General features: G+C 36.3%; 12 protein-coding genes. 5 read left to right on the top strand and 7 right to left on the bottom strand.

Annotated features, from left to right (window positions below; translation table 11 throughout):
* Nucleotides 1–113: 113 nt before the first annotated feature.
* Nucleotides 114–2,099: a DUF3352 domain-containing protein gene (locus ACSHWW_RS08325; RefSeq protein ID WP_435681979.1), complete on the bottom strand. Its 1,986-nt coding sequence runs from the start codon at nt 2,097–2,099 to the stop codon at nt 114–116.
* A gap of 192 nt (nt 2,100–2,291) precedes the next feature.
* On the opposite strand from ACSHWW_RS08325, the gene ACSHWW_RS08320 reads away from it, so the two are divergent.
* Entirely contained in the window at nt 2,292–4,955 is a 2,664-nt protein-coding gene (locus ACSHWW_RS08320) for a T9SS type A sorting domain-containing protein (RefSeq protein ID WP_435681978.1), read from the top strand.
* 131 nt (nt 4,956–5,086) lie between these two features.
* On the opposite strand, the gene ACSHWW_RS08315 is transcribed toward ACSHWW_RS08320, so the two are convergent.
* Entirely contained in the window at nt 5,087–6,715 is a 1,629-nt protein-coding gene (locus ACSHWW_RS08315; protein WP_435681977.1) for an acyl-CoA carboxylase subunit beta, read from the bottom strand.
* 113 nt (nt 6,716–6,828) lie between these two features.
* Between ACSHWW_RS08315 and ACSHWW_RS08310 the strand changes: the two genes are divergently transcribed.
* The 3 genes from ACSHWW_RS08310 to katG all read left to right on the top strand — a co-directional run bounded on the left by ACSHWW_RS08310 (nt 6,829) and on the right by katG (nt 11,855).
* On the top strand, nt 6,829–7,995 hold the full coding sequence (locus ACSHWW_RS08310; protein ID WP_435681976.1) for an aspartyl protease family protein: 1,167 nt from the start codon (nt 6,829–6,831) through the stop codon (nt 7,993–7,995).
* A 79-nt stretch (nt 7,996–8,074) separates the two neighbouring features.
* Nucleotides 8,075–9,472, top strand: coding sequence for an aminotransferase class V-fold PLP-dependent enzyme (locus ACSHWW_RS08305; RefSeq protein WP_435681975.1), 1,398 nt, complete (start codon nt 8,075–8,077; stop codon nt 9,470–9,472).
* 154 nt (nt 9,473–9,626) lie between these two features.
* Entirely contained in the window at nt 9,627–11,855 is a 2,229-nt protein-coding gene (gene katG / locus ACSHWW_RS08300; protein ID WP_435681974.1) for a catalase/peroxidase HPI, read from the top strand.
* Nucleotides 11,856–11,960: 105 nt separating this feature from the next.
* On the opposite strand, the gene ACSHWW_RS08295 is transcribed toward katG, so the two are convergent.
* Complete coding sequence (locus tag ACSHWW_RS08295; protein WP_435681973.1) at nt 11,961–13,610, bottom strand: SulP family inorganic anion transporter; 1,650 nt, start codon at nt 13,608–13,610, stop codon at nt 11,961–11,963.
* A 97-nt stretch (nt 13,611–13,707) separates the two neighbouring features.
* On the opposite strand from ACSHWW_RS08295, the gene ACSHWW_RS08290 reads away from it, so the two are divergent.
* Entirely contained in the window at nt 13,708–14,214 is a 507-nt protein-coding gene (locus ACSHWW_RS08290; RefSeq protein ID WP_435681972.1) for a GNAT family N-acetyltransferase, read from the top strand.
* Nucleotides 14,215–14,217: 3 nt separating this feature from the next.
* Here the strand turns inward: ACSHWW_RS08290 and ACSHWW_RS08285 are convergent, their stop codons facing one another.
* The 4 genes from ACSHWW_RS08285 to ACSHWW_RS08270 form a co-directional block, all read right to left on the bottom strand.
* Nucleotides 14,218–14,367, bottom strand: a complete 150-nt coding sequence (locus ACSHWW_RS08285; RefSeq protein WP_435681971.1) for a hypothetical protein — start codon at nt 14,365–14,367, stop codon at nt 14,218–14,220.
* A 158-nt stretch (nt 14,368–14,525) separates the two neighbouring features.
* Entirely contained in the window at nt 14,526–15,803 is a 1,278-nt protein-coding gene (locus ACSHWW_RS08280) for a DEAD/DEAH box helicase (protein WP_435681970.1), read from the bottom strand.
* Nucleotides 15,804–15,926: 123 nt separating this feature from the next.
* The gene (locus ACSHWW_RS08275; RefSeq protein WP_435681969.1) at nt 15,927–16,580 is read right to left on the bottom strand and encodes a hypothetical protein; all 654 of its coding nucleotides are present in this window, start codon (nt 16,578–16,580) and stop codon (nt 15,927–15,929) included.
* Between the two features lie 78 nt (nt 16,581–16,658).
* Complete coding sequence (locus tag ACSHWW_RS08270) at nt 16,659–17,357, bottom strand: DUF4328 domain-containing protein (protein WP_435681968.1); 699 nt, start codon at nt 17,355–17,357, stop codon at nt 16,659–16,661.
* Between the last annotated feature and the right edge of the window lie 8 nt (nt 17,358–17,365).

Below are 17,365 nucleotides of genomic sequence, written 5' to 3'. Positions count from 1 at the left end.
TTTTATAATCCTTAAATATTACTAAGCACTTTCCTTTAGACAGAAAGTGCTTATATTTTTTTGTCCCTTAATTATTAAACAATTTTGGGTTTGTGAACTTTTAAATTTGTTAATCAAAACTTCTCCTTATGAAACAGCTTACCTTCACGAGTGTAAGCTCTCCACGTTCCTGTTTTTTCTCCTTTTTTGAATCGGCCAGAGATTTTTAATTCACCGTTGATGTGATATAATTTATATCTACCATGTGGCATTCCATCTTTGAGATAGACTTTCATCTCTGTTTTTCCAGTATTGAATTTTGTTTCATAACTGTTTGACGTGAAGTCGCTCGGGAAAATCTCTGGAATATTGAAAATGGTTTCTTTACTGATTTCTTCTTTTTTAATATCAAGAACTGAAAACGGAATATCCTTTGTTTTTTCTTCTAATCGCAGTGCCTCAACATCATAATCTGCATCATAATGAATTACAGCTTTGGTCTTGAAATGATTATCGTCTGCCTTTAACTCTAGACCTAACTGAGTGAATTGTGAGAAGAAATTCTCATTGTTCTGAAGCTCTTTTTTAGAATCTGTATTCAAGTAGGTTTGTGAAGCATGCGCTAGTCGATTCGTATCCACATATAGAAACACGTTACTAGAATTACTAAACTCATCTATGAAATCACGGTAGTACTCGTCTGTGAACAAGGTTTTTTGAGACTCGTAAGCGTCGATGTATAGTTTCAAGGTTACCGGTGAATTACTGAAAACTACATACTCATTAATCGTAGTGTAATAAGGTTTTTCTATGTTCTCAAATAAAGATCCTAAAATCAATTTAAAAAAGCCTTTTATGTTCAAGTAGTGAATATCATAGCCTTTATAATCCACTGTTTGAAACTTTACAGGAGTCGTTTTTCTAATCTGATTTTCAATGTGTTGTAAACGCTCATTACTATCATCTACGTCCTTAGTTTTAAAGGCAACGGCAAGTCCATCCTTCTCGTTGAGTTGTGGGAAGTCCGCTTTCGCGAAAGCGATTTCATCATCAATCCAGCTATAAAAATCTTTTTCAAGATCAATATCTATGAACTCTTCTACGCTCTTTTTTCCCGACTCATATTCTTTCACAACATCGGGTTGTTTCTCGCCCAAAAGATTATAAAAAGATTTATGCAGCGTTGCAAAATCTTCAAAACCAAAACTCATGTACAGCGCTGTTTCACGAGGCAAAATACTTGTCGCATCTATAGATCCAGTTCCCGACTCATCGAGCGCTTTTACCAGCGCATCCATGACTATATTACCGCTGGAATAACCGGTTGCAGTCATTAAACGATCGTCATCTTCTTCTATGTAAAAGCCCGAATAATTGAAATTTTCTTCCAGTGTTTGTACTATCGGGCTAGGCTCGTTTGAGAAAACTTTATAGTAATCAGTCAGTAATTTGTGATTCAAATAGAAACGAAACAATCCTTTTTTCTTCAACTCTTTTTGGATCTCAAGAAATTGTAGATCACGACCTATTTGCGGATTCTCATATTCATCAATAGATTTCTCTACGAGTGTGTGCGTGTATGAAGCGACCATTTGGTTTTTTACAAACGCTATGGATAGCGTTTCATAAGTATCTAGATCGGTAACTTCTGTGATTTCGGTTTGTTTATAAAGTCGTTTAGTGACCTTGAAATCTTCATTAAGTAGTTGGTTGATATTGTTTTTCACAACACCTAGTCTGGATAATTTATCCATATCCACCACATATAGAAACGCATAATCATCGCGCTTGATCATGTGTGCAGAAAGCAAAATATCGCGCTCACCTATCAAATTAAATACGTCGGCTTTTTGCTGGAATAGAGAATCGAGTGTGTTGACTTTGGCAGACATCTCGTGAATCGCATCATTAGTCTGCAAGTGATCCCATAGGGCACTTTTAGAAAGCGTTTCCATGTTCTCCAGCGGTTCATCAAACTCCATGATAAATATCGCATCACTAGGAATCAAATACACCGAGTTGATTTTATCTTCTTCTAGCGCAAAAAAGGTCACGGCTTGATAGCCTAAAAAAACTAGAATAGCGATGATGGAAAACCAGATGATTTTTTTCTTGGACACTTGAAAACAATTTAATTAAATATTTCTTCTAAATCTAGCATTACAAAATTACTAAGAAACTTATATAGAACGAAAGATTACACTTTTAGTTATAATCAATAATGTAACCACCCAAATGTTATTTAAAATATTCCCCATATGGGGTATTTCAATGCGCAAATTTCACTCATAAATTTGAACAAACTTAATATCATGAAAACAAGATTACTAATTATCATAGGCTTTATAATGAGCTTATCCATCTCACAAGCTCAGCCATCGGATTTTATGGTGGGATTATATCAACTTACTAATGGGACAACATCCTTAGGTCCTGCTTTTGGCGATACAAATATGAAAGAAGGCATTGTAAATATTGCTGTAGGTAATGCTCCAAATGAAAGAGTTTTTACCTTTCAATTTCTACCAACTAACAACGGTAGTAGCGCTCAAGTGACACTAGATTTATCCTCAAATGAATTTTTGTTTCCCACAACTACTTCAAATCTATCTTGCGGTGGTGCTCCTTTAATAACTTATGGTCCTGCGGCAACGGGAAATAATAGTACATGGAGTATAGCTGCTGGAGATCAAAGTTTAACTGTAAATTATACTGAAAACACACTGACCTCATGTGGAGTTGCTCCAGCGCAGGCTTCTTTTATCCTTAATGCATTACCACCTGGACAAACTTATGTTCCAGATGATAATTTTGAGCAAGCTCTAATCAATCAAGGTTATGACACAACACTAGATGATTTAGTGACGACGGCTAATATAGATGGCTTAACCATCCTAGATGTGTCGGCAAGTGCAATTTCAGATATGACTGGAATCGAAAATTTTACAGCGCTTAATGAGTTGACAGTTTCTAACAATCCTATTTTTAGTATCAATCTGTCTGCACTTAGTAATCTAGATATTTTCACCTCGTTTAATGGAGTTACTGATAGTGTTATTTTAAATCCTAACATAGAAGAGGTTACCATAACTGGATCAAATCTAACGTCATTTGATTTAAGCGCTTATCCTAATCTGTTGAAAACTAATTTAAGTTCTAATCCACTTACTGGGACATTGTCATCGGGTATTTCTTTGCAAGAACTCAGTGTTACTGGAACAAATTTAAATTCTATAGATGTTAGTAACTCAGCTACACTTACTTTACTGGACGCTAGAAATAATCCAAGTTTACAAAGTCTCAATTTAAAGAATAATGCCAATAATTTACTTCAATCTTTTATCGCTACTGGTAATCCTAACTTGATTTGTGTAGAAGTAAGCGATGTAGCATTTATGAATGCTAACTTCAATGTAGCTCTAGATGCTGGACAAATGTATGAGTCCACATGTGGTGGTAGTACAAGAACATTTGTACCAGATGATAATTTTGAGCAAGAACTTATTAATTTAGGTTTTGATACTATCCTCGATGATTTTATTGATAATGCAAACGTGAGTAATGTCATTGCTCTAGATGTAACCGGTAAATCTATAAGCGATTTAAGAGGTGTAGAAGCATTTGTAGCACTAGACACATTAAGAGCTGGAAGTAATAGCATTGCCTCATTTGACTTTTCCAGAGTTGCAAATGCACGTTTCATAAGAATATCTAGCAATCAATTAACCCAAGCAGACCTAACTGGAAATCCAGCTGTAACGTGGTTAGATGTTGATTTTATGCCTTCACTTCAAAGCGTTGATGTAAGTGCAAATACAAACCTAGTTCACTTAAGAATGCAATTGAGTCAAATAACAAGTATCGATTTTTCTAACAATCCTAACCTAGAAGTCTTCTTTCTAGCAGGTTCTAATAATCTTACTAGTATTAATACATCAAACAACCCTAATCTATTATATTATGATGCTTTATTTTGTCCAGCTTTATCAGCTATAGACGTAACCCAAAACACAGCACTGGAATATCTTAGATTTGGTGGCGGATTTGATAGAACTACAACCAATTACCCTATAAACACTATTGATGTAAGTAATAATTTAAACTTAGAACAACTTATAAATGCCGGTAGTAGAATATCCACTGTAGATGTAAGTAATCTTACAAACCTTGAATTATTTCAATGGCAGAATAGTGAGTTAGCAGCGGTAGATTTAACTAGCAATAGCAACTTAGAACGCTTGTTTTTAAGTGACAATTTAATGAATACCCTAGATTTAAGTCAGAATCCATTATTGAATTCTATAGGAATTCAAAGAAATCTAATTACAACTATAGATCTTTCTGCACAAACTGCTCTATTATTTTTAGGAATAAACGAGAATAATATATCGTCATTAGATCTTAGTAATAATGTCTTGCTAGATAATTTACTCGCTCAAGATAATGATCTGACTATGCTAGACCTTTCTAACAATAATTTGTTAACCAACTTAAATTTACAAAACAATCAACTGACAGATTTGAACATCAATAATGGAGCAAACAATCTTTTAGTACCTAATGATCCAGCAGATCCAGCAAATCAAGCAGCATGGAGTATTAATGTATTGAATAATCCAGGTCTAACTTGTATAGAAGTTAGTGATGTTCCTTACATGAATGCTAACTTTACAAGCAACATTGATCCCACTGCTGCATTTAATGCAAACTGCTCTACAGCAAGCGTGGACGATTTTGAAGTAAGTCTGAAAATGTACCCTAATCCTGCAGTAGATCAAGTAAGAATCACTGCATCAGATTCAAACATAGAAAATGTGAGTATTTATGACATGATGGGAAGACTTGTTAAACAAGTTGAGTTAGCAACAGTTTCTAGTTCCTATCAACTTAATGTTCAAGAACTAAATAGTGGTCAGTATTTACTTGTAATTGATACTAACAACGGTCGAGCGGCCGAAACTCTAATTAAGAACTAGAGAAACAAACCGATTTTTTTAAAATAACAAACCTCTCAATTCTATATGGAATTGAGAGGTTTTTATATTGATAATAAAATTTCACTTTTCAGCTACTGCCCTAACTTGATTTTATTTTTGATTTTACTTTTTTAAGTCTGTATAATCCCTAAATTAAAATCCTTAGTAATAGGCGCATGATCTGCAGCTTCTATTCCCATAGAAATCCATTTACGAGTATCACGTGGATCTATAACTCCATCAGTCCATATACGTGATGCGGCATAGTATGGAGATACTTGCTCGTCATAACGATCTTTAGTCTTTGCAAAAAGTGCTTTCTCTTCTTCTTCAGTCAGTTTTTTACCAGACTTTTCAAGAGATGCTTTTTCTATTTGCATGAGTACTTTTGCGGCGCTATTTCCACTCATTACAGCAAGCTCTGCACTAGGCCACGCTGCTATTAATCTTGGGTCATAAGCCTTACCACACATCGCATAATTTCCAGCTCCATAGCTATTTCCTATGACGATTGTAAATTTAGGAACGACAGAGTTTGAAACGGCATTTACCATTTTAGCACCATCTTTTATAATCCCACCATGTTCAGACTTAGATCCTACCATAAATCCAGTAACATCTTGTAAAAACACGAGCGGTATTTTCTTCTGGTTACAATTAGCAATAAATCTTGTGGATTTATCGGCACTATCGCTGTAGATTACTCCACCGAACTGCATCTCGCCTTTCTTAGTCTTTACAATCTTGCGCTGGTTTGCCACTATTCCTACTGCCCATCCATCAATACGTGCATACCCATTAATGATAGTTTGACCGTAACCATCTTTATAGGGCTCAAAAGAATCTGCATCCACAACTCTATTGATGATTTCCATCATATCGTATTGCGCATTGCGTTCTTTAGGTAAAATTCCAAATAATTCTTCGGGATCCAGCGCTGGTTTTACAGCCTCTACTCTACTAAATCCTGCGCGGTCATAATCGCCTATTTTATCGATAATGCTCTTAATTTTATCAAGTGCATCTTTATCGTCTGCAGCTTTATAATCTGTCACACCACTAATCTCGCAGTGTGTAGTCGCGCCACCTAAGGTTTCATTATCTATACTTTCTCCTATCGCGGCTTTTACTAAGTAAGAACCAGCAAGGAAAATACTTCCTGTTTTATCTACTATTAAAGCTTCATCACTCATTATAGGTAAGTAGGCGCCACCGGCAACACAACTTCCCATTACCGCAGCGATTTGGGTAATTCCCATGCTGCTCATCACGGCATTATTTCTAAATATGCGACCGAAGTGTTCCTTATCTGGGAAAATCTCGTCCTGCATAGGTAAATACACACCTGCGCTATCTACCAGATAAATAATCGGTAGTCGATTCTCCATCGCAATTTCTTGCGCTCTTAAGTTCTTTTTTCCAGTAATAGGGAACCATGCACCAGCCTTTACCGTAGCGTCATTTGCTACCACCATAACCTGACGACCTTTTACATAACCTATCTTAATCACCACGCCACCACTAGGGCAACCGCCATGTTCTTTATACATTCCATCACCTGCAAAAGCTGCAATCTCAATACAATCTTCTGGATCATCCACCAGGTAATCGATACGCTCACGAGCGGTCATTTTACCTTTAGCATGCAGTTTTTCAATACGCTTTTTTCCGCCACCTAAGTGGACTTCACCTAGCCTACGTTTTAAGTCAGAAAGGAGTAATTTATTATGATCTTCGTTTTTATTGAAGTTGATATCCATGTAAAATGTCTTTGCTCAAAAATAGCGATTTTAGATGTTAGAAAAATGTGAATTATTACGCTTTCGCGAAAGCGTAATAAACAACCTCTTATCTTTAACTTTAAATCCAGCTTATGAAAAATCTACTTTATATATTTTCACTTTTCCTTATAACAAGTTGTTCAAGTCTAGACAATATTTTCAACGAAGGTGGCGTACTGCAAGAATCTTATAACGAGCAAATCCCATTTAATTATAGTTATAACCTTGCCCTCGTAAATGTGGAAATCAACGGCAAAGAATACACTTTTTTAATAGACACTGGTGCTCCTACTGTGATCTCTCAAGAAATTTTTGATGACCTTAATATAAAAGCCAAAAAAAGCATCTCAGTAGGTGATTCTCAAGGGCAGAGTAATATGCAAAAAGTAGCCGTTGTGCCCGAAATGAAGTTGGGTGATTTAATATATCAAGACACCGGAGCTGTGGTGGCAAATTTGCGTGACATTTTTGAATTTGATTGCATGGAAATCGACGGAATTTTAGGTGCTAACCAGATGGCAAAGTCTTTTTGGAAATTTGATTATCAGAATAAAGAAGTTACTATAACAGACGATTTATCAAATTACAAGGTGGATGCCTATCCTAATAAGTTCTCTTTTTATTATAATTCTCAAAGAACACCTAAGTTTAAACTCCAAGTGAATGGAATAGAGACTACGATGACATTTGACACTGGTTTTGCTGGTAACATGGATATTAAAAAATCGATTTCCAAATTTGAAAAATCTAAGGGCTACACTGAATATGGAAATTCAAGCGTAGGTCTTTATGGAGCAAGAGATTCTGTAAATCAACGTGTTATAAAACTAGATAGTTTACAATTAGGAAACTTAAAAATAGGTCCTCAAATTGTGACTCTAGATGATGGTGGTTTACTAGGTAATGATTTTATGAATAAGCATGATATGATTATAGACTGGCCTCACAAGACTATTTACCTTAAACCTATTGCAGAATTAGAACCTGCGGTGGAAAGCTCTTTTGGGTTTGCAATGCGCGTTAAGAATAATAAAGTGATCGTCTCTTCATTGATAAAAGAACTACCTATCGAGCTTGAATTAGGTGATCAAATTATAAGTATAGACAACCATAGATTTGATAATCTAAATGATACAAGCTCTTGTAATATTTATACCAATTTTGAGCTTAGCGAAATTCAATCTATTGATAAACTGACCTACAAACGGGATAGCACCATTTATCACACTTCCTTGAGTAGAAAAAATATTATCAATTAAACTCAATAGATATAAATTTTACTGTGAATTAATTTTCTTAAATTAGACAAACAATAATGTTTAAAGATTAACATTTGTTATGTTAAGTAATCTATTTAAGAAGCCAGCAGTACCGCAAACCTCTTTATTGCACGATACTTATTTCAATGAATTAAGACGTAAAGAGTATTCACGGCTATGCAATCAAGAACACACTTATTTAGATTATACAGGTGGTAATCTTTATGCACAATCTCAAATTGATAAACACCAAGAATTACTACGCAATCATATATTAGGCAATCCTCATTCCACAAATCCGTCTAGTAAACTATCTACAGAGCTTGTTCAAGAAGCAAGAGAAAAAGTGTTGCAATTCTTTAATGCTGGAGATGACTATGAATGTGTCTTTACACAAAACGCAAGCGGCGCACTTAAAATAGTAGGTGAATGTTATCCTCACTGTGAAGAAAGTCATCTACTCATGATTGCCGATAATCATAACAGCGTTCACGGAATACGTGAATACTGCAGTAAACAAGATGGTACTTATAATTATGCGCCCATCAACTTTGAAGATCTAACTATAAATGAGGAACAACTTGAAGAAAGTTTAAACGCACAAGTTGATAAGAAACATAAACTCTTTGTATATCCAGCACAATCTAATGTGTCTGGCGTAAAGCATGACTTAGAATGGATCCATCAAGCCCAAAAATTAGGTTGGGATGTTTGTCTGGATGCTGCAGCTTATGTACCTTCAAGTGTTCTAGACTTACAAGAATACCAGCCAGAGTTTGTGGCGCTTTCTTTTTATAAAATATTTGGTTATCCTACTGGATTAGGATGTTTACTGGTTAAAAAAACTGCTTTTCCTAAACTTAATAAAAAATGGTTTGCAGGTGGAACAGTGCAATATGCCAGTGTGAACAATCCCTTTTATCTCCTTCACGATAACTACGAGAAATTTGAAAATGGAACCATTAATTATCTTGATATTCCAGCCATAACGATAGGCCTGAATTTTATTGAAAAGATAGGAATGCAACGTGTAAATGAACGCATTACCTCAATGACTAAATATCTCTATCAAGAACTCAAAAAACTTAACTATGCCGATGGCTCTCGTTTTGTCCACATTTTTGGACCTACTTGTCGAGAATCTACTGGAGGAACTATAATCATGAATTTCTTTGATCGTGCTGGTAAACTAATCTCTGTCTATGATGTTGAGGCACAAGCAAACGAGATGAACATATCCTTGCGATCGGGTTGTTTTTGTAATCCTGGAATAGACGAGCTTAATAATAACATCAGTAATGATGGAATAGAAAACCAATTCTTCACCACAGATTCTGGCAATCTTAAAGGCTTAGTAAGTAAATTAAAGGATATGCGTGGAGCTACTCGAGTATCTGTAGGACTACCGACCAGCCAAAAGGATTTAGATAAATTTATTGATTTTGTAAAATCTGTTAGAAACGAGTTTTCTAATTAAGTAAATTATTATTTACAATCACTTTAGTATATGTAAATTTAAAACATAATAGTTTTTAACTATACCTAAGTAGCTATAAAAAATAAGCACATCCTTTTTACAACCATTATTTTGTCTAATTTTAGAGTGAAATCTAATTCTTAAACATCATCATATGGATTCTAATAAAACTAATGTCTGGGATATCAATAAGTCCGATGCTGCTAAATGCCCATTTATGGGTGGCGCATCTCAAAATGTTGCTGGACAAGGAACTAAAAATAATGACTGGTGGCCTAATCAACTAAGGCTTAACGTCCTACGTCAAAATGCTCCAAAGTCAGACCCAATGGATCCAGATTTTGATTATGCTCAAGCCTTTAAGAGTTTAGACATGGATGCATTAAGAAAAGACCTAACTGATTTAATGACAGATTCCCAAGACTGGTGGCCAGCAGATTATGGACACTATGGTGGATTTTTTGTACGTATGGCATGGCACAGCGCAGGAACTTATCGTGTAGGAGATGGACGTGGTGGATCCTGTTCTGGTAGTCAGAGATTTGCTCCATTGAACAGTTGGCCAGATAATGGAAACCTAGATAAAGCGCGTCTACTTTTGTGGCCTATCAAGCAGAAATACGGTAAAAATATCTCCTGGGCAGATTTAATGATACTAACTGGTAATGTAGCCATGGAATCCATGGGATTAAAGAAATTAGGTTTCGCAGGTGGACGAGAAGACATATGGGAACCAGAACAAGATATTTATTGGGGTAGCGAGACGGAATGGCTAGGGAATGGTGCGCGTTATGAAAATGGAGAGCTAGAAGGACTACTAGGAGCGGCACATATGGGATTAATTTACGTAAATCCCGAAGGTCCTAACGGTCATCCAGATCCTATGGGAAGTGCCCGCGACATAAGAGAAACCTTTGGTCGTATGGCGATGAATGATTATGAAACCGTTGCATTAATTGCTGGTGGACACACATTTGGGAAAGCACATGGTGCCTCAGATCCAGATAAATACATGGGTGCAGAACCTGCTGGTGCAAAGATTGAAGAAATGAGTACCGGTTGGAATAGCACTTTTGGAACTGGTCACGGTGATGACACCACAACTAGTGGTCTTGAAGGTGCATGGACACCTCATCCAGATCAGTGGGATCATGATTATTTTAGAGTTCTACTAGATTATGAATGGGAATTAACTAAAAGTCCAGCAGGTGCGCACCAGTGGAAACCTACTGCCACTTCAAATGCAGACCAAGCTCCTAAAGCTGGAGATTCCTCAAAACGTCAGAACTTAATGATGTCAACCGCAGACATTGCCCTTAAAACAGATCCTGAATATTTGAAACTTTCTAGACATTTTAGAGAGAACCCAGATGAGTTTGAAGACGCTTTCGCGAAAGCGTGGTTCAAATTAACACATAGAGATATGGGACCGATTTCACGCTATTTAGGAAATGATGTGCCCGAAAAAGAAGAATTGTGGCAAGATCCAATCCCAGAAGTAAATCATGAGTTAGTTAATGAGAATGAAGTATCTCAATTGAAATCTCAAATATTGAATTCGGGATTATCAGTTCAGGAATTAGTATCTGTTGCTTGGGCTAGTGCGTCAACTTTCAGAAATAGTGATAAGCGTGGTGGCGCAAATGGTGGACGCATAAGACTAGCACCACAAAACCAATGGGAAGCAAATAACCCAAAACAATTGCACAAAGTACTAGACGTACTTGCAAAAATTCAATCAGATTTTAATAATGCTCAAAGTGGTAACAAACAAGTTTCCATGGCAGACTTAATAGTTCTAGGAGGAAATGCAGCAGTTGAAAAAGCAGCGCAAGACGCTGGTCATAACATCACAGTTCCTTTTATTGCAGGACGTGGCGACGCAACTCAAGAGCAAACTGATGTAGAATCATTCAGTTATCTAGAGCCTAGAGCAGACGGATTTAGAAATTTCTTAGGTAATGAGCAAAAAGCAAAAGGAGAGAATCTTTTAGTGGATAAAGCAAATTTATTGAATTTATCTGTTCCTGAAATGACGGTGCTAGTAGCTGGAATGAGAGCCATGAATGCAAACTATGATGGATCTGATTATGGAGTTTTCACAAATCGTCCAGGGCAATTGACTAACGATTACTTAGAAAATGTATTAGATTTAAGCACCACTTGGAAATCTAAGTCTAGTGCCGATTTACTTTTTGAAGGTCGTGATCGCAAGACTGGAGATTTAAAATGGACAGGAACTCGAGTAGATTTAATATTTGGCTCTAATACAGAATTAAGAGCCATCGCCGAGGTTTATGCGAGTAACGATAGTAAAGAGAAGTTTGTAAACGATTTTATCGCTGCATGGAATAAAGTGATGAATGCAGATCGCTTCGATTAGAAGTACAATTCAATTCTCAAATAATAAAATACCCCAAAGATTTTCAAAATTTTTGGGGTATTTCTATGTTGATTAAAACCTGTGAGGTTGAATTAATAAGTGAAACTACACCTCAGCATCCAGCAAATCAGTAGCGATATGATATCTAGGATCTTCCACACTACTTTCTATGATAGTATCAAACTCTGGATTATTACGTATCAAGATTTCCTTACATTCTGGGCTTAAATGTGTCAACTTAATTTCTTTCCCTAAATCTAAATACTTGTTTGCTACACCACGTAAGGCTTCTATTCCACTATGATCTTGAACTCTGGATTCTATAAAGTCTATTTCGATTTTATCAGGATCATTTTTAGGATCAAATTTCATATTAAAATCTGTCACTGAACCAAAGAACAAAGGTCCCCAGATTTCATAAACTTTAGTTCCGTCGCTCTTGATACTCTTGCGAGCTCTAATGCGTTTAGCACTTTCCCATGCAAACACTAGTGCAGATATAATAACACCTACAAACACAGCAATAGCAAGGTCAAATACAACCGTTACCACAGAAACTGTAATTAACACAAGTGCATCAGAGATTGGGATTTTACGTAAGATTCTAAAACTAGACCAAGCAAATGTCTCAATAACCATCATAAACATCACACCTACTAATGCCGCGATGGGAACTTGTTCAATCAACTTATCTGTAAAAAGCAAGAAGATTAAAAGTGTTACAGACATCATAACACCACTTAAACGACCACGTCCACCAGCATTGATATTAATTACCGTTTGACCTATCATTCCACATCCACCTGTTCCACCAAATAATCCACTGACTATATTTCCAGCTCCTTGAGCTACACATTCTCTGTTACCGCTTCCGCGTGTTTCAGTTAATTCGTCCACAAGATTCATAGTCATTAATGATTCAATTAGACCTACCGCTGCAGCTAGAAATGCATAAGGTAAAATGAACTTCAAGGTGTCTAAACCGAATGGTAATTTTTCCCAAAGCTCCATATTAAACACTGGAAGTTCGCCTTTAAGTCCTGTTCCACCACCATCACGTATATAGGAACCTACGGTACTCACGGCTTCCATATCTCCTATAACTACGATTGCGGTTACCACAATAATAGCGGTTAATGCTGCCGGTATTTTTTTAGTCAGTTTAGGTAAGAAAAAAACAATCGCCATAGTCAGTAAAACGAGTCCTATCATGGTCCATAATTGTGAACCACCTATATCCATCCAGCTTTCTACATAATTTGTTACACCATTATCATCTACGACTGCACTTCTATTTTTAAACATCTTTACTTGAGCCCAGAAAATCACAATCGCAAGTCCATTTACAAATCCCATCATTACAGGATGCGGTATCAATCGTACAAATTTTCCAACTTTAAAAACTCCTGCTAGGACTTGAATTAATCCCATAAGAATAACTGCGGCAAACAAATAGATGTACTGCATATTATCCACAGGAACTTCCATGGCTAGACCTTTTGCTTTTCCTTCTATAATTAAATCTGCAAATATTACAGCTACCGCACCAGCAGCTCCAGAGATCAATCCTGGTCGTCCACCAAAGAGTGCCGTGATTAATCCTATCATAAAAGCTCCAGACAGCGCTACTAAAGGATCTATACCTATAACAAAAGCAAATGCTACTACTTCTGGTATCATCGCTAGAGAAACGGTAATACCGGACAGAATATCGTCTTTAGGATTCTTTGTAAAATTATTGAATATTTTGCGCATGTTGCTTGATTTTTAAAGCGTGCAAAGGTACTCTTTTGATGTAGAAACTCTAGAGATTCATTGATGAGTTCTATAGTAATGAATAAATTTACAATCTATGATTGATTATGAAATCACCGCAGCCCTTAAGGATGAATTCCCGCAAGTTCTAGAATTGCTCAAGATTGCAGCAAGTAGCTTGCAGCATAAAGGTATCAATCAGTGGAGCTACTGGCTCCATCCACCAAAAGAAAAACTAGAATGGATACAAGAAGGAATCGATAAAAATGAGTTCTACTTTGTAAAAGACAACTCTACAATTATAGGAATGTATCGATTAATGACTGAAGACTTACTCTACTGGGGAAAACAATCGAGCACTGCTTATTATATTCATTCTCTAGTCATTATTCCAGCGTACAGCGGTAAGCAACTAGGAACTCAAATCATTGAGATTATTAAACATCAAGCAGCTTTAAACAGTATCTCATTTTTAAGACTGGATTGTGATGCCTCAAATCTAGGCTTGTGTGATTACTACGTGAATCAAGGTTTTCAGAAAGTTGGAACCGTACAAATGCCGTTATCTCTCAATAACTTATATGAGCTTAAAGTTTCTATCTAAAACTTAGACACCTAAATGCTCTTGGTCACAATAGTAATCGTGTAAACTCAAACTCTCACAATGTTCTTTAGGAACTAAAATAGGTTGGGTTCTATGAAATCCTTTTCTAAAGATTTCTATAAGGTTGAATAATGATTTTACTGGACTTTTCATGATATGTAGTTTTTTGATTAATAACACTACAAAGATGCGTTCATGACCAGCCTTGAAAAATATGTATAACTCCTAATCGCTTATCTATTATTCCCTAAAAAAAAAAATCGCGATTTGAAAATCCAAACCGCGATTCTTATGATATATAAAAAGGAATTTTAATACCTTCTTCTAGGTTTATTACTCGAGCTTCCAGATCCTTTAGAACCACCAGATTTTGAATTTCCACCAGAACCACTGCGTTGTGGTCTGCGACCGCGCTGTCCTTGTTTTTTCAAACTAGGCTCTGCAGCATCTTCCATTTTAAATTTAAAATCGTGATCTTCAATTACAGGAATTTGTTGTTTGATCAACTTCTCGATATCTTTTAAGAAAGGTCTTTCTTCTAGCATACAGAAAGAAACGGCTAGACCGCTTGCTCCTGCTCTACCAGTACGACCTATACGGTGAACATAAGACTCTGCTACATTAGGTAGATCATAATTGACTACATAACTTAACTCATCGATATCAATTCCACGTGCTGCAATATCAGTTGCTACAAGTGTTTGAATTTTCCCGTCTTTAAAATCACCTAGCGCACGTTGTCTTGCAGCTTGAGATTTGTTACCATGAATGGCAGCACTTCCTATTCCTGCTTTCTCAAGATCTTTTACGATCTTATTTGCACCGTGTTTAGTTCTAGAAAATACAAGTGTAGAATCTAGCAACTTCGTTTCAAGTAACTCCACGAGTAGAGCTGTCTTGTTCTTTTTATTAACGTGATAGATTTGCTGCTCTACTTTCTCAGCAGTTGTTTTCTCTGGTGCAATTGTTACACGTTCAAAATCTCCTAAAATTTGTCTGGATAATTCCACAATCGTTTTAGGCATGGTAGCACTAAAAAATAAGGACTGTCGCTCACTAGGCAGCAACTTTAGTAACTTTTTAATGTCATGAATGAATCCCATGTCCAGCATTTGATCTGCCTCATCCAGCACAAAAAACTCAATGTGTTTCAAGGTTATAAAATCTTGATTGATTAAATCCAGTAATCTACCTGGAGTTGCAACGAGTACATCGATACCACTTTTAAGTCTATTAACTTGTTGGGCTTGTTTTACTCCACCATAAATAACGGTGTTTCTTATATCAGTATATTTTGCATAGGCCTTGAAATTCTCATCAATTTGTATAGCAAGTTCTCTGGTAGGTGTTACTACAAGTGCTTTAATAGGACGACGACCTTTAGGTGGTGCTCCGTTATATAAGTGTTGTAAAATTGGAATTGAAAACGCGGCTGTTTTACCGGTACCTGTTTGTGCAACTCCTAATAAATCTTTCCCTTTTAATAAAACAGGAATGGATTGCGCTTGAATAGGTGTAGGATTTTCATATCCTTGGTCTTGCAGCGCACGCAAGATAGGCTCAACGAGCCCTAGTTCTTTAAATGTCATGAATTGTATTAAGCTGCAAAGGTAATCTAATTAAGCTAGGCAATACTGCCATACCACTTATACTATTGCAGTATAAGAATGGTTTTTTAAAAGTGCGCTATAACAGCATCTTTGTAAGAAATACTATTCCTCGATCTCAAGATCCTTAAGCAGCTGCTCGTAATCTATATCCATCTCACTTTCCTCACTTTCTAGATCATACTCTAGCTGTGTAAGTGTTTCAAGAGATTGATAGAACGACGGGAAATACTTATCTTTTCTATTCTTGAGTGTCCAGCAAGTCGCATAAAATATATCGTGCTCACTTTCAACAGTAGTGATAAGGTAAACGATATCCATTCCATCTATTCTTGCGCTCGCCTCGGCAGTCATGGCTGGCATTCCATTAATGACGTGTGTCATTTTAGGCTTAGTAACATTATAATCAAACGCCTCTTCCATAGAATCTAGTTGCATGTCCATATAATTCTCTGCATAAGAAAGACTATCACTTCCCATGTCTAGAATACGTCGTGCAAAGTCAAAATCCGACTTAGACTCGGCCATCACAATCATGTATGTTTCACGGAACATGTTCTGCATTTGCATCTCGGCATCATCATTAAGGTCTGTCGTCTCTGTAAGATAATCTGGAACCTTGATGTTAAACTTTGTGCTTTCAAAAAGTTTAAAATCTTCGTCTATATTTAGATTTTCTGGAGCATTTGAACCGCCTAAACAGCTAGTTAAAGTCGTTAAAAGAATAAGAATGACACTCGTTTTAAGAAGATGTTTCATGTGGTGATGTGTGTGAGTTGGTTGGTTGGATTACGCTTTCGCGAAAGCGTGTCCCTAAAAAGCAAAAATACTATTAATCTACGACCTGTAACTAATAAATGATTCAGATTGAGTACCATCCTGAACTGAAGTAGAGTTATCGATTTGTTGCAATTGCTGTTCTAACTGGTGATAACCTTCAATGATTTTGATCACTAAATAACCTGCAACCAGGGAACATCCAGAAGCAATATAGTCTGTGATAATCGCTGCTTCATATAATCCAAGATCATCAGAACGCCAGTAAAGTCTACCCGATATATTTTCTATGATGCCATAACTTATATATGCTGCCCACCACCATCCTAGAGATACCTGACCTTCAGTAATAGAAGGTTCAACATTATTCATTTTTAAATATTGCGGTGTGTCCTTCCACAATTCCTGCATGATATTATAAGGTCTGAAAAGACTAAGAATAGGAACAAACCATGCACCTGCAGCCCAACCTTCACCATGATCTAAATTTTTCACAAGTTGATGCAAATTCCAGTAAGCACGTCTAAACCACATGATAAATAAAATCCCAACGATAAGAGCTACTATAAGCTGAGCCGTTCCAGAGAGAATATCTAGATAATAACTCATAGTCCCCATAAAATCGGGAATATCATTTCCTGCGAGGTTGTAATAATTTATAGAGACTCCTATAATATTGATAACGTCCATAGCCATGGCAAAGTAAATGGCTATAACTGCAACTTTTTTACGGTCTTGATTATTTCTTAATAGTTTCATTTGCAGAA

It is taken from the genome of Nonlabens sp. (genome assembly GCF_051251825.1).
Classification (GTDB): domain Bacteria; phylum Bacteroidota; class Bacteroidia; order Flavobacteriales; family Flavobacteriaceae; genus Nonlabens.
Note: the sequence above shows the minus strand (reverse complement) of the source record. Positions and strands in the feature narration are given on the sequence as shown.